General features: G+C 54.7%; 14 protein-coding genes. 1 reads left to right on the top strand and 13 read right to left on the bottom strand.

All coding sequences use genetic code 11. The features are described from left to right. Positions 1-65: 65 nt before the first annotated feature. The 3 genes from C3V43_RS14530 to galA form a co-directional block, all read right to left on the bottom strand. On the bottom strand, positions 66-1,346 hold the full coding sequence (locus C3V43_RS14530) for an acetylxylan esterase (protein ID WP_106070352.1): 1,281 nt from the start codon (positions 1,344-1,346) through the stop codon (positions 66-68). 63 nt (positions 1,347-1,409) lie between these two features. Then, positions 1,410-2,297: an AraC family transcriptional regulator gene (locus C3V43_RS14525; RefSeq protein ID WP_164996267.1), complete on the bottom strand. Its 888-nt coding sequence runs from the start codon at positions 2,295-2,297 to the stop codon at positions 1,410-1,412. A 170-nt stretch (positions 2,298-2,467) separates the two neighbouring features. Continuing rightward, on the bottom strand, positions 2,468-4,912 hold the full coding sequence (gene galA, locus C3V43_RS14520; RefSeq protein WP_106070350.1) for a beta-galactosidase GalA: 2,445 nt from the start codon (positions 4,910-4,912) through the stop codon (positions 2,468-2,470). 409 nt (positions 4,913-5,321) lie between these two features. Between galA and C3V43_RS14515 the strand changes: the two genes are divergently transcribed. Further along, positions 5,322-7,814: a glycoside hydrolase family 94 protein gene (locus C3V43_RS14515; protein WP_106070349.1), complete on the top strand. Its 2,493-nt coding sequence runs from the start codon at positions 5,322-5,324 to the stop codon at positions 7,812-7,814. 16 nt (positions 7,815-7,830) lie between these two features. Here C3V43_RS14515 and C3V43_RS14510 read toward each other — a convergent pair whose 3' ends face one another. The 10 genes from C3V43_RS14510 to C3V43_RS14470 all read right to left on the bottom strand — a co-directional run bounded on the left by C3V43_RS14510 (position 7,831) and on the right by C3V43_RS14470 (position 23,106). After that, positions 7,831-8,115, bottom strand: coding sequence for a hypothetical protein (locus C3V43_RS14510; RefSeq protein WP_129588774.1), 285 nt, complete (start codon positions 8,113-8,115; stop codon positions 7,831-7,833). A 149-nt stretch (positions 8,116-8,264) separates the two neighbouring features. After that, positions 8,265-8,789, bottom strand: coding sequence for an HU family DNA-binding protein (locus tag C3V43_RS14505; RefSeq protein WP_106070347.1), 525 nt, complete (start codon positions 8,787-8,789; stop codon positions 8,265-8,267). Beyond that, complete coding sequence (locus tag C3V43_RS14715; RefSeq protein WP_129588773.1) at positions 8,786-9,061, bottom strand: hypothetical protein; 276 nt, start codon at positions 9,059-9,061, stop codon at positions 8,786-8,788. The genes C3V43_RS14505 and C3V43_RS14715 overlap by 4 nt, the downstream gene beginning before the upstream one ends. A 57-nt stretch (positions 9,062-9,118) precedes the next feature. Then, a complete protein-coding gene (locus C3V43_RS14500) occupies positions 9,119-11,890 on the bottom strand; it encodes a fimbrillin family protein (RefSeq protein WP_106070346.1) in 2,772 nt (923 codons plus the stop codon). Between the two features lie 297 nt (positions 11,891-12,187). Then, positions 12,188-13,321, bottom strand: coding sequence for a fimbrillin family protein (locus tag C3V43_RS14495; protein ID WP_235655861.1), 1,134 nt, complete (start codon positions 13,319-13,321; stop codon positions 12,188-12,190). A gap of 89 nt (positions 13,322-13,410) precedes the next feature. Next, positions 13,411-14,400: a DUF5119 domain-containing protein gene (locus tag C3V43_RS14490; protein ID WP_106068717.1), complete on the bottom strand. Its 990-nt coding sequence runs from the start codon at positions 14,398-14,400 to the stop codon at positions 13,411-13,413. Further along, positions 14,397-15,710, bottom strand: a complete 1,314-nt coding sequence (locus tag C3V43_RS14485) for a DUF3575 domain-containing protein (RefSeq protein ID WP_106070345.1) — start codon at positions 15,708-15,710, stop codon at positions 14,397-14,399. Before C3V43_RS14485 ends, C3V43_RS14490 begins: the two co-directional genes overlap by 4 nt. Positions 15,711-16,162: 452 nt before the next feature. Further along, a complete protein-coding gene (locus C3V43_RS14480; protein ID WP_164996260.1) occupies positions 16,163-17,293 on the bottom strand; it encodes a tyrosine-type recombinase/integrase in 1,131 nt (376 codons plus the stop codon). Positions 17,294-17,410: 117 nt separating this feature from the next. After that, complete coding sequence (locus C3V43_RS14475) at positions 17,411-20,473, bottom strand: serine hydrolase domain-containing protein (RefSeq protein WP_106070343.1); 3,063 nt, start codon at positions 20,471-20,473, stop codon at positions 17,411-17,413. Next, a complete protein-coding gene (locus C3V43_RS14470) occupies positions 20,473-23,106 on the bottom strand; it encodes a serine hydrolase (protein WP_106070342.1) in 2,634 nt (877 codons plus the stop codon). Before C3V43_RS14470 ends, C3V43_RS14475 begins: the two co-directional genes overlap by 1 nt. Between the last annotated feature and the right edge of the window lie 22 nt (positions 23,107-23,128).

Below are 23,128 nucleotides of genomic sequence, written 5' to 3'. Positions count from 1 at the left end.
ATTCTGTTTTATATCTGCTTCCGCATTCTCATCTTCTCGTACAGATTGCCAAGACATCATTAATATCATAATGCAAGAAGTTTTTTTCGCAACCACTCCAGCCACTCGTCCCACTGCTCCTGATACCAGTAATGACCGGTTTCAAGATAAGGATGGAGTTCTTTCGAAGACGAAACCACATTATAGGCGGCATACATGGAGGTAGGAGGACAGACATCATCATTATATCCCCAACTGAACCAAGCAGGCACAGTCAACAAACGGGCAAAATTCGCCGTATCATAATAACGAACCGTTTCGAGTTCTTTCACATCGGGAGCACCTCCATAATAGAAATAATGAGGCCATCCACAAGCACGTTTTTGGAGGGAAGCCTCATGGTCGCACAAAGCAGGATGAACAACGGCCAAAAAAGTGACACGTGAATCGAGAGCGGCAGCTATCACGGACAAAGCGCCTCCCTGGCTGGCACCTGTGACACCTAAAGCCTGTCCGTTATATTGCGGCAGAGAGCATATAAAATCCACTGCACGCAAAACGCCCACAGTCACACGGTTATAGTAAAAGGAATCTTTATTGTCGCGACAGAAAGTCCAGTAATTATTCAACGCGCCGCTTGCCAGCGCATCATACACCGATTGCTCCATCGTCACGGGAATGCCGTGAATCCCTACTTCCAGTGTTATCACTTTTCCGGGAGCGGTATAGGTATCGCCCATATAGGGGCGCACACCCGCACCGGGCACACGCAGCAATGCCGGATATTTCCCCTCTTTCTTAGGGATGCTGAGGACACCGTAAAAACGGCCTCCCCACTCCTTGGTGCGGAAACTCACCTGATAGACATTATCTGTCATCGTACAACGTTCGGGAAGTAAAGTCATCACAGGCTCCAGCGGAGTGTTGCGCGCCTGTTTCAGGGTATTTGCCCAATAATCGCGGAAGTCGGCAGGGAGTTCGGCAACCGGCCGTAACTGTTCGGGGGCATAAGCTGCAGTCGCCATGCCTTCGTAAGTGCATCCGCCCACATGTGCTTTGACTTTACAACGAAAGAAACCGGAAGTTTTCATCACTCCTTGAAGTTTCAGTGTGCCGTCTTTCAGCAACACATCCTTTTTTGCCTCGGTGGGATACATCTCCGGCCCCAGCTCGTAGTCGATCCTTACATCAGACAAAAGATTCCGGGCCTTTATCACCCTGACAGTAAACGTACACTTCTCATTCAGCCTATAAGTCCAGTCGGTACGATCGGGTGAAACCACCACACGAATTTCATTGCCACGTATCTGCGCAATAATAGTCAGCCCACAGAAGAGAGACAGTAAAAACAGACAAATTCTTTTCATAATATCAAATCTTTCTAATTGCAAAGATACTAATCTGCAATAAAGGAAAACGATACTATTTTATCATATTACCATCTTCTTCTTTCTATAATTCTCACGAAACTCTTTCGGGGAGCATCCTTTTTTCCGCTTGAACATCCTGTTGAAGTTGGAAAGATTATTAAATCCGCAATCATAGCAAATCTCGGCAATGGTACGGGTGGAATCGACCAACATACGAGTGGCAAAGCCCAAACGGAAATCTATAAGATAGTCAGAAAGCGTCTTACCGGTACGCAGCCTAAAGAAACGACTGAAGGAAACGGGTGTCATACCCACCATGTCTGCCAACGTATTCAGCCGTACTTCCTCCTGATAATGCTCGGCGATATACTTCTGCACTTTCTGCACGCGACGGCTATCGGAGAAAGTCTCTATTTTGGCAAAGGAAGACGAAGACAACATCCGTGCATCACTATACAGCGACAGCTCGTAGAGAATACGCAAGAAACTCATCACCGCATAAAACCCTTGTTCTTCAGAAGCCAGTTTGTCCAGCCAATTGTACACTTTCATGATGGCCTGCATGGGGAAACAAAGACCGCATTGAGCACGCTCCAACATTTGACGGATACTGTCGAACTGACTCTTATTGATAAAGTTCCCGAAGAAGAGATTCGAAGAAAACTGTATCGTAATCTCCCGGATGTCCTTAGAAGTACATTCGTGTTGCTCCCACACATGCTCCAATTCCTTGCCGGTAATCAGTACCAAATCATAATCTCCGATGATTTCAGCCGAATCGCCCACTACCCTGCGCACACCGGAGGCATGCTCCGTGAAGTTCAGTTCGTACTCGGCATGGCAATGAATGGGATAAGTGAATTCCGTTTTATGCCGATCGGCTATGTAAAAACAATCACGCTCGGATAGGGGCGTAATCTCTCGCATTATATAACTTTGGTTCTCCATCATGACTACAGGTTAATCTTGTATCATTTATATTCCGGTTCTCGCTTGCCGTTACAAAAATCTAAGGTATTGCAAAGATAGCCATTACTTACAATACCGGACAGCATTATTTGTTTCTTTCAGATGGAGAATTTGTTATATATTCATGCAGCATTCCTCTCAGAATCCGCTTATTCCTGCACCTTCAGCACGAAGGATGCGGCAGGTATATGCTCCGCACCGACTGTCAACACGGCTTCTCCCGCCTCGCCGGTACTTTGCAACAGAATTTGGGCAAGCCCGTTAAAGGCCTTCACCTGAAAAGTACGGGCAGAAGCATCCATAGGACGTTCTGCATCCTGATAGGCAGGGTCGCCATTGCCCACACCAAGAATGCGTACCGGGCCGGCAACGGTAATCGCCAACTCATCGCAGGCAGTGGGCACAAAACGTTTCTTCTTGTCCTGCAACTCTACACGAATAACGGCTACATCCCGTTTATCTGCCCGGATAACCGTACGGTCGGCCGTAATGGAAATACGATTCGCGGCATCGGCAGTTTCAACCTTTTCCGTCAACATCTTCCTGCCGTTTTTGTAGCCCACGGCTTTCACCGCACCGGGACGATAAACGGCTTTCCAAGCAAGGTGTCCGTTTTTCTCCATCGGTTTGCGCCCCATACTTTTACCGTTCACAGCCAGTTCCACTTCGTCGCAGTTGCTATATACCCACACGTCGATACTATCCCCCTCATGTCCGTGCAGATTCCAATGGGGCAGAATGTGCAATACCGGTTCGTCCGTCCACCAAGATTTCAGATAGTAGGCTTCATCTTTGGGGAATCCGCAGTAATCCAACAGGCCGAACTGCGACCCCGTGGCCGGAAACTTCATGGGATTAGGCTCTCCGCGATAGTCGAACCCGGTCCAATAGAAAAGGCCGGCCAGATATGGACGTTCGTCGTAGAACTTCCAGCCCCGCTCAATGCAATTCAGCAGACTGTCCGGCCCGTTTGGCTTGCGGTTATGGGCCATCATGTGCCCTCGGTCGTGAGCATCGAAATAGATGCCTCGCGTGCCGCAACCCGTGGTTTCTTCCGAACCGAGCGCCCGCCGTTGCGGATAGTCCTTGCGGTGCTGCTCCACGGGATGTTGGAGGATATAATTGTAACCGGCCACATCGGCGGGAATCAGAATAGAAGGGCCGCTGCTCGATGCAACCGTCATCGGGCGCGTAGGGTCGAAGCGGTGGCAATACTCACGCATTGAAGCCGCAATGCGTGTTCCGCTCTCTTCCCATTCGATGCCCCATTCTTCGTTGCCCACGCTCCAAAGGATGATGCAAGGATGGTTGCGGTCACGCTCCATCATGCGCCTCAACAGGCGGATGTGTTCTTCGTTGACTCCCGTCAGGCGGTTCTCCTCAATGACAAGAATGCCCATCCTGTCACACGCATCCAGCATTTCGGGTGTCATCGGATTGTGGGACGAACGATAGGCGTTGCATCCCAAAGCCTTCAACTGCCTGAGGCGGTACACCTGCAAGGCATCGGGAAGTCCCGTTCCCACTCCGGGATGGTCTTGGTGCATATTCACGCCTTTCAGCTTCAAAGGCTCACCGTTGAGAAGAAAGCCTTTGTCGGCATCGAAACGCACCTCGCGGATGCCGGTTGCAGTGACGAACGCATCTACCTGACGGCCACTCTGATACACCTCTGTCTGCAATGTATATAAATAAGGTGTATCCACACTCCAAAGAGCGGGGTCATCCAATTCCATCTTGCCTATGCTGAGCTTCCGCTCCTTTGGCAACACCTGCCCTCCATCGGTTTCACAACGCGCAACTACCTTGCCTTCGGCATCTTGAAGGACGTGGCAAAGGCGATATGTTCCCGCTTCTATTCCTGAATTCTCCACCGTTGTTTCTATCGTCAGCACGGCCTTGTCAAAAGCGGGAGAAAGCTTGCTATGCACAAACGTCCCGAAAGGAGCCACATGCAAAGGAGCCGTTTTGTTGAGCCACACATGCCGGTAGATGCCCGCCCCTTCATAAAACCACCCCTCTTCGAGCGTAGCGTCGGCGCGGACGGTTATCAGATTCTCACCGCCATAGTTCAGGTATTCCGTGATGTCATACGTCTGTGTGGCATAACCGCTCGGCTCGTGTCCCAGATAGAAGCCGTTTATCCAGACACGGGCATCACGGAAAATGCCGTCGAACTGAAGATAGAGATGCTTTCCAAGGTCTTCTTCGGGAATGGTGATGGTCTTCCGATACCACCCCACGCCGGTTTCGGGATATTTATAACCCACCGTCTTATAACCGTGGCTGTGGCTGGCTTCGGCTGCATAAGGCAAGTCCACCGCCCAATCGTGCGGCAGGTCGACACTCTTCCATTCCACACCCCATTTGGCGGCATCGAACTTCAAAGAATAAGGGCCTTCATTATGGATAGAAGCCGCTTTTGTCAGATAGTTGAAATATTCCGTTCCGCAACCGAAATCCTTCTGCGAAGAAGCGGCATTGCCGAAAGCAAACTGCCAGCCGTCGTCCAGCAATATGCGTTCGCGAACGGATTGGGCGGAAAGAGAAAGTGAAGCAGCGCAAAGCATCAGCAAGGCAAACAAGTGTCCCATAGCAGTCATTTCTATTTAAAGTTCTCCCAATAGACATCGTTCCGGAACATTCTCAGGGAGATTTCGAAGCCGGCCCATATCACCTCCCTGCCACCTCCGTATCCTATAAGTACGGAGCAGATACGGAGGTGGTATAGGGTTGGTCTATCGCAAAGATAGAGCAACCCTGCCGGATTCGTCTGTATTTTTTTATCTTTTTCTGATACAGAAGCTCTTGAAGCCGGAAAAAGCCCTCCGGCAACTTGGGGCAATCGGAGAAAAGTTTATAAATTTGAACCGCTTTACCTTCCGGAAAGCACAAGAGCCTGCCGGGGCTTTGTCCGGCATTGGTTTGCGTCTGCTTCCGGAGGAAACGGCAAACAAGATTTAAAGGTACACAGATTGTTTCATCAACCCCTACCGCAAACGTATGGAAAACAAAAGATTCGGATATTTCGACGACCAGAACCGCGAATACGTCATCACCGACCCCAAGACTCCCTGGCCATGGATCAACTATTTGGGCAACGAGGATTTCTTCTCGCTCATCTCCAACACCGCCGGCGGCTATTCTTTCTACAAAGATGCCAAGTTCCGCCGCATCACCCGCTATCGCTACAACAGCGTGCCGATGGATAACGGCGGGCGTTACTTCTACATCAACGACGGCGGCACCGTATGGTCGCCGGGATGGAAACCTTGCAAAACACCGCTCGACAGCTACGAATGCCGCCACGGCATGAGCTATACCCGCATCAGCGGAGCAAAGAACGGCATCGAAGCCTGCCTGCTGTTCTTCGTTCCCCTCAAGACATGGGGGGAGGTGCAAAAGCTGACACTGAAAAACCTCACCCGACAGACGAAGCGCATCAAACTGTTCTCCTTTGCCGAATGGTGCTTATGGAATGCGGCCACGGACATGGAGAACTTCCAGCGCAACTTCTCCACCGGAGAGGTGGAGGTAGACGGCTCGGTCATCTATCATAAAACGGAGTACAAAGAACGCCGCAACCACTATGCTTTTTATAGCGTCAATGCTCCCGTCGACGGTTTCGATACCGATCGCGAAACGTTTATCGGACTGTACAACGAATTCAGCCTGCCCGAAAAAGTGAGCGAAGGCAAGGCCGGCAACAGCATAGCTCACGGTTGGAGTCCCGTGGCTTCGCATTACATCGAGGCAGAGTTGAAACCGGGCGAAAGTCGCGACTACATCTTCTTGCTGGGCTACGTAGAGAACGGGCAGGACGAAAAGTTTGAAAGCAACGAAGAGAAGACCGCCCACCACAACCCTATACTGCAAAGCGTATCGAGTGGCGCGCTTATCAACAAGAGCAAAGCCGAAGCCATGATTTCGGCACTGGACACCACAGCCAAGGTAGATGCCGCCTTTGCCGAACTGAAAGCTTATTGGGACAGGCTGCTGGACGTCTACGTGGTGAAGTCCCACGAAGAGAAGCTGGACCGCATGGTCAACATCTGGAACCAATATCAGTGCATGGTCACTTTCAATATGTCCCGCTCCGCCTCCTTCTTCGAGAGCGGCATCGGACGCGGCATGGGTTTCCGCGATTCCAATCAAGACCTCGTGGGGTTTGTGCACCAAATTCCGGAACGCGCCCGCGAACGAATCATCGACATTGCTTCCACCCAGTTTCCCGACGGCGGATGCTACCACCAATACCAACCGCTCACGAAGCGCGGCAACAACGACATCGGCGGCGGATTCAACGACGACCCGATGTGGCTCATCTTCGGCACAGTGGCCTACATCAAGGAAACAGGCGATTTCGGCATCCTGCAAGAGCAGGTTCCGTTCGACAACCGCGAAGGCTCCGAGCTGTCGCTCTTCGAACACCTGCGCGTATCCTTCAACCATGTCATTGAGAATCTGGGACCGCACATGTTGCCCCTCATCGGCCGTGCCGACTGGAACGACTGCCTGAACCTGAACTGTTTCTCGTGGGATCCGAACGAGTCGTTCCAAACCACGGAGAACATGACGGAAGGTTCCAAGGCGGAATCGCTGATGATTGCCGGCCTGTTTGTGGTGTGCGGACGCGACTATGCGGAACTATGCCGCCACATAGGCTGCAACGAGGAGGCCGCACGGGCGCAAACCTGCGTAGACAGCATGGTGGAGGCCGTGAAGAAACATGGCTGGGACGGCGATTGGTATCTGCGTGCCTACGACTACTTCGGCCGCAAAGTCGGCTCAAAGGAGAATGAGGAAGGACAAATCTTCATCGAGTCGCAAGGATGGTGCTCCATGGCGGGCATCGGACTGGAAGAGGGCATGGTGCAGAAAGCGCTGGATGCCGTGAAAGAACGGCTGGACTGCGAGCACGGCATCGTGCTCAACAATCCCGCCTTCACCAGATACGTGGTCGAATATGGAGAAATCTCCACTTACCCTGCGGGCTACAAAGAGAATGCAGGCATCTTCTGCCACAACAACCCGTGGATCATCATCGGCGAAACCGTATTAGGTCGTGGAGACCGCGCTTGGGAGTATTTCCGCAAGATATGCCCGTCGTACACGGAAGAGCGCAGCGCCCTGCACAAGGTAGAACCGTACGTCTACTCGCAGATGATTGCGGGGAAGGATGCCGCCCGTCCGGGCGAAGCCAAAAACAGTTGGCTGACGGGAACTGCCGCATGGAACTATTACGCCGTCACCCAGTTCATCCTCGGCATCAAACCTGCCTACGAGGGCTTGGAAATCAATCCCTGCATCCCGGCCCATTGGAAGAGTTTCAGCGTAAAGCGCAAATTCCGGGGAGCGGAATACCACATCACGGTAAAGAATCCCGACGGCGTCTGCAAAGGAGTCAGGACAATCATCGTCGATGGCCGGCCGGCAGAGGGCAACACGGTGAAACACCTTCCGGGCACACACAACGTGGAAGTAATAATGGGATAAAACGAGAAAAAGGATTCTACAATAACACGTTCGATATCACATGTGCCGTAGCTTCTACTATCCGATACCTACGGCACACCTCGAGGACTATTTTCTGCGAGATGTCCGTCACCATCGGCCGTGTCCTTCCGTCTTCGCCGGTCACGTGCCGGAGGGGCAGTTGCGGGTATATGGCGTGCAATATCAGGGCCGAGCGGTCGTAGGCCGTGAACGCCTCTCCCTTCATGTCGATGTTTATAAGGCTGTTTTTGCGGAATTCCGCCGCTTCCTGCATTCTTTTGCTGATTCGATAGGATTTCATGGATAATGGCGCGATTAGTGATGAGTGATGAGCGGTTAGTGATAAGTGGTGAGTTGTCAGCGGTGAGCGATTAGTGCTGTCCGTGTGGCTTCGAGGCTTTCTGTTTTTCACTCACCACCCACTAATCGCTCACCACCGGCAACCAACCGCTAACCGAGCGGATTCTCTCCTTGGCCGCCCGAGCCGCCGGGAGTACTGCCGCCCGTGCCGCCCGGTGCAGGCGTGGGCAGTCCTTTCGCTTTGCGATAATCCGCCAGCGAGGCGTAGTTCACGCCGGCTTCCAGCACGCCGCCGTTCTCGAAGCTAAGGCCGTGCAGAATCTTGTCTCTCAGTTCTTTGGCGGGGGTGAATACCACACGGGGCGATTTTATCATCAGCCCGGCGTTGAACTTGTCGATGTCCTCCACGCCGTCGCTCTTGAAGGTGAGGCGGAATGTACCCATTCCGGGCACGTTCACCGTGTGGCCCTGTTGCAACTGTTGGGGGATGAATGCCGCCAGCAGCTCTATGGCCGCCTCCAGTTCGATGGGCGCGGTGGTGGTGTTTGCCGTGGCCGCGCGGGTCAGGGCTTTTTGCTCCAACGGCCGTGAGCTGTTGGGCACGGCATACCACTTGACGGGTTCACTCTTCTTGGTCGGGTGCTTCTTCTGCACCAATTTGTAACTGATACTCATGTTTTACAAAGTTTTAAATGTTTGATGATTAATGATATGATTCTCGTTCGGCGCATTACCGCCTTATTCTTTACATGCCCTGTCGGGAGGCCTCCGGCAGGGGTGGTGTTCTCTCGCCGTATCGACGCCGCCCATGTCGCTATAATGAGGCTGCCTGCCTCACTATGGCGACGTTGGTTATCTCGCCATAGCGACGTTGCCTGCCTCGCTATGGTGACGTCTCCATGCTCGCCATAGCGAGGCAGGCAGCCCCGCCGCGACAATGCTCTCATGCCTGCTATGATAGTATAAAAGGTGAATGAATTCCACGCGGTCGCTTCGCTCCCTTTTTATTCTTGGGCCGCCCTCACCCCGAAGCCGTAGCACCGATGGTAGTTGCCCAGCGGGTACACGCTGCCCGGGTAGAAGCTCAGGGACCTCCCGTAGTACGTGCCGTTCGGCCCCGCCGCCCAATAGTAGGCGTTGCTCCCCACGTTGTAGGGCACTGCGGAATTGTCGTACCGATAGCCCGAAGCGGGGAAAAAGACGGTTTGGGTCTTACTTGGGTCGCAATAGAAGTTCCAACCGTGATTCCAAGCACCGCTTACATTGAATTGGCTGGAAGTACTTGTATTGCTTCCGGTTGTAGTGAAGCCGGTGTAGACATTGCTTGGCGGCATTGTGTAACCTGCGGGGCAAGGGTCGTAGATAGTCTTAACAACAGGGTTGTCGTTGGCGGAAATTGTGTTGTTGTCTGCGCTCCAAAGGTTATAATATCTATTGTCCATGTAATAATTCACACAGAACGTATTAGGATTGGTGATGCCTGAGGTGATGCAGGCATTTTGGTATGAGAAGCTGCCTGTCGGAGGAAGCTGGTTGGTCTTAACATTCCCATCGGCGTCATACCATGTCTTATTCTTAGTTGTGGAGCCGTCGAGTATACCCCCCACGAACGGGTCTTTGCGCCCCCACTGATAATAGGTATTGTTGCCAAGCTCTGTAAAGGTATGCGCTTTCTGCTTCACGGTAAACGTCTTTGTCGCCGCCGGCGTGTATCCTGCCGTAGGCTTTTGCTTGAAGCGCACCTGCACGGTGCGTTCGGCGTAGGTCTCCTCCTTTCCGTCGCACCAACCGAGGTTGACGGTCATAATCTTATAAGGTTTACCCTGGCGGTTGGTGATTTCCTTGTCGGGTGTGGTTGTCCCCGTTGTGCCGGGCCTGTAGTCCGTCACCCAGATGTGCCAGCTCCAAAGTATGGTGTTCGAGGCGTCGCGCACCGCCACTACGGCGTTGCCCTGCCGGATGGTGGCCTGCCCCACGGTAAACTCGAGGTAGTGCCCGTCGGAAGAGAGGGATATGTCCGTAACAAGGTTCGGCTCGTCTTGCCAAACCAGCGTGCAACTTGCCGGTGTACAATAGGTATTGTTGTAAATATACGGGTCGGTAATACCTGATCCACGGTGGTTGATAAAGGGACTCAATATATTGCTGCCACTTGCCCCGGCGATATATGCCGATGTATTCTTCCCCGTGCCGGGCACCTTGACGTAATCCACCGCGTTTCCGTACACCAGTGGTAATTTATACCTCCCGGCGGCGTTCACTATGTAGCAGTTGGCCGTACGCATGGGGGCGGTATTGCCCTGCCCGTCGTGGGTGGAGAGGTCGTATATGTCGGCGTTTGTCCCGTCGTTCACCGGTGCGGCGTTTTTCAACGCCTCGTTGTGCGGGTCGGCCGGGGCGCTGTTCACCTGCGCCGCCACGGTGGCGGTATATGTAGAGGGCGAGGTTCCGCCCGCGCCGCTTTCGGTGAATGTCGTGAGCCATGTGGGCTTGGTGCTGTTCCAGCTCACCCCGTCTTCGGAGTATTCCACTTCCCAGGCTATGGGCACGTTCGCCGTGCTCCCTCCGCCCGACACGGAGGCGTAGCTCTTCACGGTGTAGCTGCCGTTTCCCCCTTGGTAGGTGTAGTCAGCCGGCGGTGTCACCTCCAATGTGGATGTAATCACGATGCTGCTCGTGCTGATGCGGTAGGTCACCGTCTTTCCCATGGGCCAGGTCTTTCCGGCAATATTCGCCGTAAGGGTGCGCTGCGTGTTGGTCAGGCCGTCGGTGTACCTCACCTCTATCTTCGCCCCGGCAGGCAGCGTTTGCGGCAGCATCATAAAAGTGGCCGTTTCGGGCGTCAGAGGCGTATCCGGCGCTTGCGGGTCGGGCGCCACGGCCTCGGGCGAGAACGTCTGTGCGAAGTCCCTCGCCCCGCCCAAATCATACCATGCGGCCGAAGCCTGCAGGGGCAGCCTGCCCGTACTATGCACGCCTTTCAGCGTGATCTTCGATACCGTTCCGGCCAGCATGTCGTCGCCCGTGACGAAGCGCACGGCCGTCAGCGCATGCTTCATCGTCAGCGGCTCGGCGGCGTTCGTGTTCCCCGGTTTGTCGGTCGAGGCAGCCACCAAGAGGTCTTTCTGGTCGGCAACATCGGCAGGCACAGCATAGCTCAGGTAGGGCAGCGTGCTTCCCGAGCCGTCGGTCAGCCTTGTCAGCCCCGGGCTGTCGTAGGGCGCCACGGCGAAGAAGGAGATTCTGCGCGCAGCTCCCGGCCAGCGGTACTCGGTGCTCCAGGCATCGCTCTTCTTCACCCTGACGGTGCGCATGTAGCTTGTGGCGCTGCCGCCCGTAAAGGCCGCCGGCCAGCTCTGCACCACCGGATAGACGAAGGCCGTGACGCACATCTCGTCGTACATCGTGGCATTGTCCACGGGTGCGGCCTTGGTACGTGCACCGCCGGTTTGCGGGGTTGCGTCGTCCCCGATGCCGTCCGTAGTCACGGCGTGCAGGTAGAGCGGCTCCATCTGCCCGGAGCCGTCATCTTCCAGGGCGATGACGCTCACGGCGGGCAGCGTGTCCGGCTGCGTTGCACCGCCTTTTGTCTGTGCACCCTTTGTCAGTGCGGCCTGCGCCGCATCCCCATCTTTCCGGAGGTCGACCGCAAACCCTATCCTCCCTCCCGGGGAGGGAATCTCATCCCGCCCGTCCGTGCAGCCGGCAGGAAGCGTCGAGAACAGCAATGCCGCCGCACCCGCGGCAAGCATACCCATGAAATGTTTCTTTTCCATATTATTTGGCGTTAATGATTAGTGATTAGTGATTAACGGTTAGTGATTAGTGGTTAGTGATTAACGGTTAGCAGTTAGTGATTAGTTGTTCACGGTTGGCAGGGCGCAGCCCGCCGGCCACTCATCGCTGACCACTAACCGCTATATTACGTGGACGGAAAGGTATGGAGGGCTTGCGCGCATTCCCTGCGCCGCGCCCTCCCCGGAAAGACTCACAAAGGTCATCGGATAAGAAGAAGTCCGTTCCGGTCCCGACCTTTCCGCCCGGTTTCGTGATGCGGGTTACTCACGCGGCCTTTACATGTTCACGCTCTCCGACTGGTCTGTCCAGTTATCCACGGTAACGGTGAACTTGATGGGCTTGTCCAGGATGGGGTCGCCCGGCGTGCTCGGGTTGGGAGGCGTCGGAGGCGTAGGAGGAGTAATCGTCGGGTCGTTCGGGTTTTCCTGGTTGGGCGGAACGATACCGCCGCCGTCGCCGAAGGTCAGCGTATAGATGTACTTCTTGCCCGGCAGCCACTCGGTGTCGATGCCCACGGCAGTAAAGGCGTAGGCGTTGGCATTTCCGCCCGGATAAATCTGCGTGAGGTTGCCCTCGCCGTCGTCGCTGGAGATCTGGCAGAACACACCGATGTACGCCCCTCCGAGCTTGGTCTTGCTGAAGGCCTCCAGCTGCTGGGGAATCATCAGGAAGTTGTCCGAACCGAACATGATGCTTTGTGCAGCAGCAGTCAGCGTCAATCCGGTGCCGGCAGCGTCTTCGGCCAGATAGTCCTTTGGAGTGGACAAGTTCGACCAATTGGCGCGAGGTACGACGTAAGCTGCGGCTGTCTCCGTCTGCGGGAAAGCGAAGTCCGCCTTCGAGTTGACCGCTCCCAGCTTCACGCCCATCACCTTCACCTTGAGGTTGCCGTTGGTACATTTGGCCTTCACCTCTATCTGCGAGAGGGCATGCTTGAAGTTCATCGGCACGCCCGTGGCTCCGTAGGTGGTCTTGCCTCCGGCGTTGAAGGCCACCACGATGTCCTTCTGGTCGGCCACTTTCTGCACGGGCGAGTAGGCGGCTATCTTCTGCCCGTCTTTGTCGATGGTCACCAGCGTTTTGATGTCGACCGGTGCGTAGGCCGTGAAGTTCAGTGTCCCTGCGGGCCAGTAGTAGGTAGCAGCGGTGTTCCAGGTGGTTCCGTTGTCGGGCGAGGCCACCTCCAAGTTGGTGAAGTAGTTGGTCCCTCCGGTGGGGAAGGCCGTCACGTTGAACTTACCCATGTTGGCCTTGGTGGTCACGGCACGGGTGGCTTTTCCCAGCATGGTGCGGAAGCCGATGGCACCGCTTCGATCCGCCCGGGTGGTTTCGTCCTGCGAGCAGGCGGCCAGCGCCAGAAGCGCGAGGCCCGCGCAGAACAGTTGTCTCATTGTCTTTATAGTTTTCATACTTTCATTCATTTAGAGTTAGTTGATTGATTATTTATTTATTCACTTATTATCGGGCCGGAGGCCCGCATCACGATCTTGTTTATCTTTTACATCTTCAGCTCTTCGTTTTCCGTCTCCCACTCGTCCACGTCGGGATGGAACCCTCCTCCGTTGACGATGGGCTTGGGCAGCGTGAGGCCCTCGAGCAGGATGTGCACGTTGCGTTTGTCGGGCGCATTGTTCACCCGGTCGCTCACGTCGAAGCGGTAGTAGTGCTTGCTGCCGTCGGCCAGGATGAAGACGAGGGTGAGGGCGCGCGAGGTGTCCGTACCCGTGGATGCCCCGAAGACGAACGTACGGCCCGTGACCGTCTCCTTGCCGTCCGATGCCGCGGGAAAAGGAACCATGCTCCGCCCTTCGGCGGGCTTATCCCCGCCAAGGAAGAGCGAGCCGGCCGTTCCGGAGAAGGCGGCGCTCACGGCAGAGGCGTATTTCAGGTTCTTTATCCCCTTCAGCTCGAAGCTGTAAGTGCACACCCGCGGGTAGACGGGCAGCACCAGCGTGTAGGTCTCCGCCCCGGGCTGCAGGTCGATGTCTGTGCGGCTCCCTCCCCACACGGCTTCGGGAGCCAGTACCACGGGTTCGCCCGCCGGGTTGGCACCCTCGGGCAGCGTCCCCGGGAGGTTGAGCGGTTCGAGCAGCCTGCTCGGGCGTGTGTACAGCTCGAAGGTGGCGTACTTCTCCGTCCCCCGCATCAGGATGGTCTCTGTGTCGTTGTTGATGTAGAGCGCCCGGTAGCGTCCCCACGGAACGGTGACGGTTCCGCCCTGCGGGTTGTCGAAGTCGTAGGGGATGGGCTTCCCGCCCTCTTCGGGGAAGAGCCAGAGGGCCATTCCCGAGACTTGGGCTCCCGTAGCCCCGCTCCAGTCGAAGCGTACGCTCACCTGCGCCCCTTCTGCGGCGGGTATGCCCAGCTCCTTGTGCTCGCACGAGCAGAGCGTGCAGGCAACGAATGCGGCGACGAGCGCCGCGCAGGCCGTCAGTATGGCGGCGGCAGCCACGGCCTTCATTGTTTCCATCATTTCCTTCGTTTTCATCGTTTGCCTCCTTTCTTTTTGTTTACGTTATCGTGCCCCAGCAGCCACACCAATGACACCTCGGCCTTGGTGGGGCCGAACCAGCGCCTCTTCTTGGTGGCTTTCCACACGTAATGCCCCTCCTGCGGGACGTACTCGTAATACTCCCCGTCCAGATAGCCGATGCCGAGGGTGAAGTCGAGGTTGAGACGGCGTCCGACAGGCGCGGAGTAGCCGTAGGAGATGCCGCCTCCGTAGCTCCAGCGGTCGCCTAAGTAGCCCTTGCCGCCCCATTCGAGGTCGTAGGTCAGCAGCAGGCCGTAGACGCCCATGTGGTGCCCCGTCAGCGGCTTGCGGCCGTAGCTCAGCCAGCGCCGCACCTCGAGGTCGCCGCCGTAGACGCGGTGGTAGCGGTAGCGGTTGTCATCCTTGATCCATGTGTACATCCAGTTGCCCGCTATGGACCAGCCCCGTCCCAAGTAGAACTCCAGCCCGAGGTTGGGAACCACGACGGCGTCGTAGAGCAGGTTCGTCTTCACGGCCATGTGGAAAGGCTTGCGCGGGGCGGGGAGCGGGCTGTCCTGCGCGGCGGGCGCCGTGCCGTAGAAGCTGTTGTTGACGGCCGTGTTCCCCCCGGCGGGCACGGGTACGTACACCGTGTCCCGCTGCCTCTCCGGCTCGCGGACAGGCAGGGAGATATAGAGCGTGTCGCGCGCCGCGGCCGGCTGTCTGTCCGACTCGTACCACACGTGCAGGGTGGAGGCGCGCAGTTCGGGGAAGAACCACCTGTCGAGGTATCTCCACACGGAGCCTCCGTTCATCAGCATCAGGCGGTGCTTGCGCCCGTCCGTCACGACGCCTCCCTGCGTAATCCACTCGGGCGTGTGGCGGAGCATTTCCAGCACCTCGTAGCGGTAGGGGATGGAGTGGTCGGCATCCACCAGCCGTTCCAGCCCTTCCCAGTCGATGCCTTTGGGAACGGTGGCAAGCCAGCCCACCTCACGGGGGAAGTAGTCGTACACTAACCTTCGGATGGCTTCCGCCCTCTCCTCGGAGAGACGGCGGTTGATTACCGTGCTCCCTTCAGGGGAAGCCCCGGCCGTGACGCGCAGGCCGAGGATGCGACGCGAGGGGTCCTGAAGCAGGGTTCGGAAACGTTCGGTGAAGGCATGCAGTCGCGTACCGTTCTCCCGGAAAAGCGGGTCGAGGGTCGATTCGCCCTGACGGAAATAGACACGGACGGAGTCCGTACCCCGGCGAGTGCCGGGCTCCTGACCATGGGAATGCCCCAGGGTAAGCAGGAGAAGCAGAAGAATAAAGGGTCTTTTCATTGCCTGTGAATAAAGGGTTAATACATGTATTACAGAGACTTGCCTCTTGCTAAGAGGGAGGGGAGGATAGCGCATCGCCGAAAGCGGGAAGAAAACGCTCCCGGAACCCGCCTCTTGCTAAGAGGGAGGGGAGGATAGCGCATCGCCGAAAGCGGGAAGAAAACGCTCCCGGAACCCGCCTCTTGCTAAGAGGTGTGGAAGGAAGGGCCAAAGCGGGAGAAGGAAGGCCTTACAGACAGGCGGAACAAGCCGGAGCGATGGTGGAGAAAGCGGTCGGGCCTCCAAGGAAAGAAGGTCGGATGCACAGGCGAAAGGAGGGGAATGGAAAAGGGTATGGGGATACTCGGATATGGGTACCCGTGTGAAAGAATATACAAGTTTCTGTCAAAAAGCTTGCTTGTATGGAATAAAAGACGTTAATTTGCAGGCGCTTACAAAGATTGGTACACCTCTTAGCAAGAGGTGGCATCGGAAAGCCTGTTCAGCAGTTCACGGTTGGCCTCCGCCAGCCGTTCGTCTTTTATCCCTTCGATATATATGAGCGTGGTCTTGGTATCGGTATGTCCCAGCGCTTTGGAGATGACGGGCAGGTCGACGCCTTGTTCGTAGGCGATGCTCGCCCAGGAGTGGCGCGCCACGTAGGAGGTGAGGTTGACCGTAATCCCCGCCTGCCGGGCCAGCTGCTTCAACGAGCGGTTGTAGCGGCGCAGGGCGCAGGGATAGGAGACAGGGCATATCCGTCCATCCTTCACCTTATATAATATAGGGAAGAGATAGTCCGTGCCCTCCGCCTTGTACTTCTCCAAGATGTCGAGCATGCACTTTTCGAGTTTCACCCTCACCTGCCGTCCCGTCTTGCAGCGCCGGTAGGTCAGCACCCCGTCCTTTACCTGCCGCTTCCTCAAATGCGCGAGGTCGGTGAAGGGCATGCCCATGGCGTAGAAGGAGAAGAGGAAGAGGTCGAGGGCGGAAGCACCCGGAGCCGGTGCGGCCTCTTTCTCCTTTCCTCCCCCGCAGGGAGGGGGAAAGGGGGTGAGGACCAGCCTGCGCATCTCCTCCGCCCCGATGCTACGCTTGACGGTGCGCTCGTTGCCCGTGAACAAGCCCTTGAACGGCGCCCTGTCCTTCACGAGCCGCTTCGAGGCGGCTTTGTTGTGGATGGCGCGCAGCGAGCGCATGTAGCAGGAGGAGGTGTTGGGACATACGCCACGATCCTGCAGCCACCGCTCGTATGCACGCACGGTGTCGGCGTTGAGTGCGGATAGCGGTATGTCCCTGCCGCCGTTGAAGCGGACGAACGAGCGCACCGCCGTGCGGTAGTTGTCGGCAGTGGAGCGGCTCACGCCACGGGATGCCGCATGGACAAAGCTTGAAAGCGTGGGCGAGCACCTCTGCGCCTTGCTCATCCGCTCCGCCTTGTCTGCTTTATCCGCCCTCTTCGCATTATCGGCTTTACCGACCTTTTCTGACTGACTTGTTTTTTCCGCTTTACTTACTTTACCGGCTTTATCCGCCTCCGGTTGCTCCGTACTTTGCTTCCCGATGAAACCCGCCCGCGTGAGATAGGATGAAATCTTGAACATGTGCATTACGTTATTTTAAATTAGTTGATTTGCACACAAAGATACTACAACCACGTCTTTCCATCGGAACACAAAGGAAGCGGGTTGCCCATAAGAGCCACAACGTAACGGATAATATTACTTGCTCCCTTCTTCAGAAACACGGGGCAACAGCGACTTATACATCGCCTCCTGAATCCGTGTCCGGATATCCAACTGCATCAGTTTGTTGTTCCACGCATTCGGATATATACGGTTGCAGAGGAACACATATACCAGATTATTCTCCGGATCTACCCAAGCACAAGTACCGGTGAAGCCCGTATGCCCATAGACGGAAGCAGGTGCAGATTCCGCACAAGGGCTGTTCTGCGGATTACGGGTATCCGGCTTATCAAAGCCTAAACCTCGACGGCTGATTTTAGAAACGGTCGTGGTGAAAACCTTGCAAGTGGCTTTACTTAAATAGCGTTTTCCATCCAGCTCGCCGCCGTTCAGCAGCATCTGATGAATCTTCGCCACTTCTCCGGCATTAGAGAACAAACCGGCATTGCCCGACACGCCGCCCAGAAAAGCCGCGGATTCATCATGTACAAAACCTTGCAGAGTTGTTTTCCGTAAAAACGGGTCGATGGAAGAAGGTACGATCTCGTCCTTGTTTAAGAAACGCAAAGGCAAGTAGCCCGTATGCTTCAGTCCCATAGGCATATAGAACTCCTTGGCAAGGAACTCACTCAATGCCATTCCCGTACGTGCTTCGACCAATTGCTGCAACAAAATGAATCCCACGCAACTGTAACGATACACTTTCCCCTTCAGAGGTGCATCAGCTATCTTTTGCAGATATTCTTCTTTGAAAGAACGATTCAGCCATAGGCTGTCCGCTACTTGCATGGTGCACTCCGTTGTTTGTTCCTTCGAGGTCAATCCTGCCCGGAAACGGAATTTCGGATTGGCCCACGTCCGGCTGCCAATGCGCAACGGATGGCGGGCATCCTGTTTCCCCCGGAACAGGCTGCCGGAATAACTCTTCGAATCGATGGCATCCTGATAGAACAACAAAGTGGAAGGCAAACCGGATTCATGCAGCAGCAAATCGCGCACCGTGATGTCTTTCTTATCCGTATTTCGCAAGAAAGGCAAATAATCGGAGACACAATCCGTCAAGCTGATGCGTCCCTTATCATATAGTTTCATCACAGCCAGCAAAGTAGCCGTAGTCTTGCTCAACGAAGCGACGTCATATACATCCGTCTTCCGCACCTGTTGCGGACTATTTGTTGCTACCCCGCCTCTGGTATGCGTACCGAAAGCCTTGTTGTACATTTCCCTGCCGTCTTTCAGTATCACTACCTGACAACCGGGATAAGCTCCTTTGCGAATGCCTTCTTCAGCTATCTCACCTATCTTGGCCAGCAGGCGAGAGTCCATGCCATACTCTTCGGGGACAAAGTGCGGTACAGAATGAGGGCCTAAAGTTTCTCCCATCCCGGCCGCAAACAATCCGCCTATCGCAGCAGAAAGACGTCCATCCGCCCCGGCACGGCCATACAGCACTCCGGCCACCTGTTGTTGAACCTCTTCATCGGCAGAGTGAGCCAGCACCACAGCCTCTGCCGCCGAGATGCCCCGATGTATTTGCAAGAGCTGCTTTCCGGGAATAAAGGAGAGGTAAACCACCGGCACTTCCGGTGCAAACTTGGCAAAGAACGCCTGATAAGCAGCCAACTTCTGCTCTGTGATACAAACCAATATGCGTTTGTAATGCACCAAACTGTCGCGCAACTGCCCATATTCCGCTTCCGGCAAATTCTCGCCCAATTGATGCACCACAGGATGAGTATATCGGGAAAGCTCTTTCAGGAAAGGTGCCACCGTCTTAGCATCACCCACATTAAGCACCGCCACATCCTTAACGATAGGATCTAATGGCAACACGCCCGTTTGATTGCCCAACACGGTAATCGCCGCCAGATTCAGACGTTTTATCAAGGTCTGTGTAGCCGGTGTATTGATGCGATTTTCCAAACCTGCCAGACGGACATGAGGCCTTCGGCTCAATCCCAATGCATATTTGTACATCAATACTTTCCTGCATTTCTCATTGATGTATTCCTCTGCCAACTCTCCACTTCTCACCGCCTCTACCACACTCTCCAATTCCTCCTTGATACGGCGGGGCACCAGCAGCAGGTCATTGCCCGCCTTCAAGGCTTGCAAGCAGACCGACGAATTGCCCGAAACTCCTTTCATGGCAAGTGCATCTGTGAAGATAAGTCCTTTGAACTTCAACTCATGCGTCAACAAGTCATAAACCACATTACGGGAAAGGGAAGACGGCAAGCCACTTCGTGTCTCAAACACCGGTACCTCAAGATGCCCCACCATAATGCCGCTCAGCCCGGCCGATATGGCTTGTTTGAAAGGGTACAGCTCCACACTGTCCAGACGCTCGCGGGTAAAAGATAAAGTAGGCAATGCTTTGTGGGAATCCACATCCGTATCTCCATGTCCGGGAAAGTGTTTGCACACTGAAAGTACTCCTCCCTCTTCCAGCCCTTTGGAATAGGCAAAGACTTTGTTAGACACTCTGACCGGGTCTTCGCCAAACGAGCGGGTATTAATCACCGGATTCTGAGGATTGATGTTCACATCCGCTACCGGAGCGAAGTTTACTTGAATGCCCAATTCCTTGCATTGGCGGGCCATTTCACGGCCGTACTCATATACCAGACTGTCGTCTTCAATGCAGCCCAACACCATATTTCGCGGAAAAGCCGGCGTTCCTTGCAGGCGCATGGACAATCCCCACTCTGCGTCAGCAGTAATCAGCAAGGGCACATCAGCCATTTGTTGCGCCTCGTTTGTCAGCATGGCCTGATTTTGCAGCAGTCCGCCCGAAAAAAGCAGCCCGCCTACTTTATACCCATCCACCACTTTGCGCAAGAGTTCACGGTTGCGCTTGTCGCGTTGAGGCGCAATCGTATAAATAAAAAGCTGCGCGACGCGTTCTTTCAGGCTCAATCGTTGCATAACGGAGTCGGCCCATTCACTGCACTTGGAGTCATTCAGGTAAGGCCGCATCAGTATGGTCTCTACCGGCGGCACCGGAACAGGTGGTGCAAGAGGACGCTTGCCATCCGTAACAAAGCGGGCGGAACAAGCCACAACAAGCAATGCAAACAAAAAGGCTCTTCTCATTATTTTCTCAGACTTTCATAAATCAACTCCTGTATATTCTTTATTATATACATATCACCCAATTTTGTATTCCACGCATCGGGACAAAGACGATTACTAAGAAATACATATATAATCTTGCTGTCGGGATCTACCCAAACAGCTGTTCCGGTAAAACCGTTATGCCCGTACACGGATACCGGAGCGGATGCGGAACACGGACTGTTCTTCAAGACAGAAAGGTCCGGTTTGTCGAATCCCAATCCACGACGACTGATGGCTGACTTTTCCGTCGTAAACAAGCGGCAGGTGGCCTCACTTAAGAAGCGCTTGCCATTGAACTCGCCTCCGTCAAGCAGCATTTGATGAATCTTGGCCACCTCTTCGGCCGTGGAGAACAACCCAGCACTGCCGGACACGCCACCCATGCAGGCGGCTATTTCGTCGTGCACATATCCGCAGAGATCCTGACGACGCAGGAAATCATTGGCTGCGGTGGGCATGATTTCGCTCTTGCCAAACTTGGTCAAAGGCAAAAACAAGGTACGTTGCAACCCCATCGGGACATAAAACTCTTTGTCAAGATAGGCATCCATGGGCATCCTTGTACATGCTTCCACCAACTGCTGCAAAAGCACGAAACCCAGGTCGCTATACACATAGCGTTTTCTATCCAAGTCCGATTTGGCAATCCGCTGAAGGATGGTATTTTTAAAATTCCTGTTCAACCACATGCCATCTGCCATGTGCAGGCTGTGTTCCGAAGTCCGTCTGGAGGAAACCATGTTCCTCTTGAATTTGAAGTCGGAACTATAATAACCATTTTCGCTCACCCGGGTAGTGTGCCACTTGTCTACCCAACTCTGCAAATACGGGCCATGCACAGAGTTCGGCTCAATGAGTTCCTCGTAAAAGCGCTCGTAAGGACTCAATCCCGACTCATGGAACAACAGCTCACGGATGGTGATATGCTGTTTGTCGCCGGCACGCAGGAAAGGCAAATAAGCGGATACTTTATCGTCCAACCTTATTTTCCCCTCGTCATACAACTTCATGACGGCAAGCAGGGTGGCGCTTGTTTTTGTCAAAGCAGCCAAATCAAAAAGATCGGAAGGGCGAACAGCCGTGGTGTCTTTGTCGGAATGAGTTCCGAAACGCTTGTCATATACCGGTTGCCCGTCTTTCCATACCAATACGCAACAACCGGGATAGGCGCCCGCTTCCAATCCCTTCCGCACAATGCCGTCTATCTTTTGCAGCACGTACGATCTCATGCCGCAGTCTTCCGGGATGTTTCTTCCCGGCTCCATGCCCGATTCAATCGCACAGCCTGTGCCTGCCGGGAAAAGTCTGCCGATGTCTACCGGTATCTTGCCATTGGCCGGTGCTTTTGCAAAGAGCACATCCGCCACATATCGCTGCAAATCGGCGTCTGCCGTATGGGCCAAGACCACAGCACTCGATTTGGCAAGTGCCGGAGTAAAAAGTTGCAACGTGCGATGGGAGGTGAAGCATGTATAGACCAAGGGAGCCTGCAAGTGCAGCCCCTCGAGGAAAGCCATGTCGCGCTCACCGATATAGACCTCTCCCACAACGCTGACAACCACGCGGCGATAAGCCCTCAACTGCTCGGCTACCACCTGCCTGGCAGCCTCATCGGCATCTCCCGATAAATAAAAATGATCAATGCCGACATGCTCCTTCATGCGTTCCACAAAAGGAACATCCCGATGCCGCTCTCCAATACTGAGGATGGCCATATTGCTTTCTACAGGAGTCAATGGGAGCACATCGAAATAGTTGCTCAACACCGTAACCGCCGAACGACTCAACTTGCCGGCCAAGACCCGCGCCTCTTTCGTATTGACACGATAGCTCATGCCGCTGACCTGAATCTGCGGTTGCCGGTTCCGCAAACCCAACCTATATTTATAAGTCAAGATTCTGCGACACTTGACCTCCAGCTCTTTGGGGCTCAAACGACCTGTCGCCACGGCAACAGCCAACTCGTGCGTCGCCTGCTTCACGTCGGATTCTACCCGCACCACATCGTTTCCCGCCAGCAACTTTTCAACCACTTCATGCGAATTCTTACTGAAAGACCGCACATGCGCCACAGGTTTCAATAAGTCCGCATCGGCATTCACATCAGGTGCAAGATTCGCATGTATTCCCAATTGACGGAACTGGCGGGCTGTCTCACGCCCGTATTCCTCTACTAACTCCCTGTCTTCAATACATCCCAAAGCCACGGTGCCGGGATATTCCGGACTATCTTTCAGCCGTACGGATGCCCCCCACTCTCCATCGATGGCCATCATGACAGGAACTTTGGACTCCTTTCGGGCTATATTGGCCAGGATGGTCTGCTCTTCCGGTGTTCCTCCGGAGAAAAGCAAACCGCCCACCTTGTATTCCCGCACCCATTCGCGTACCTGCTTTTTGGCCGCTTTATCCACTTCGGCCGGCATAGTGGCAACAATGAGTTGCCCCACCTTCTCTTGCATGCTCAAACCGGAGAAGACCGAATCGACCCATTGGCGGCACCGGTTTTCTGCGTCCAAAGGCGAAATAGCAACTTTCGTCCTGGCATAAAGAGAAGATGTGCCTATGACAAAGCCTAAAATGCACAATAAAGATTTGGTTGATTTCATTGTTCTTAGAGGTTTCGAGATA

This window comes from Prevotella heparinolytica, assembly GCF_002998535.1.
GTDB lineage: Bacteria > Bacteroidota > Bacteroidia > Bacteroidales > Bacteroidaceae > Bacteroides > Bacteroides heparinolyticus.
The sequence above is the reverse complement of the archived record's forward strand: the minus strand, read 5'-3'. Positions and strand labels throughout refer to the sequence as shown.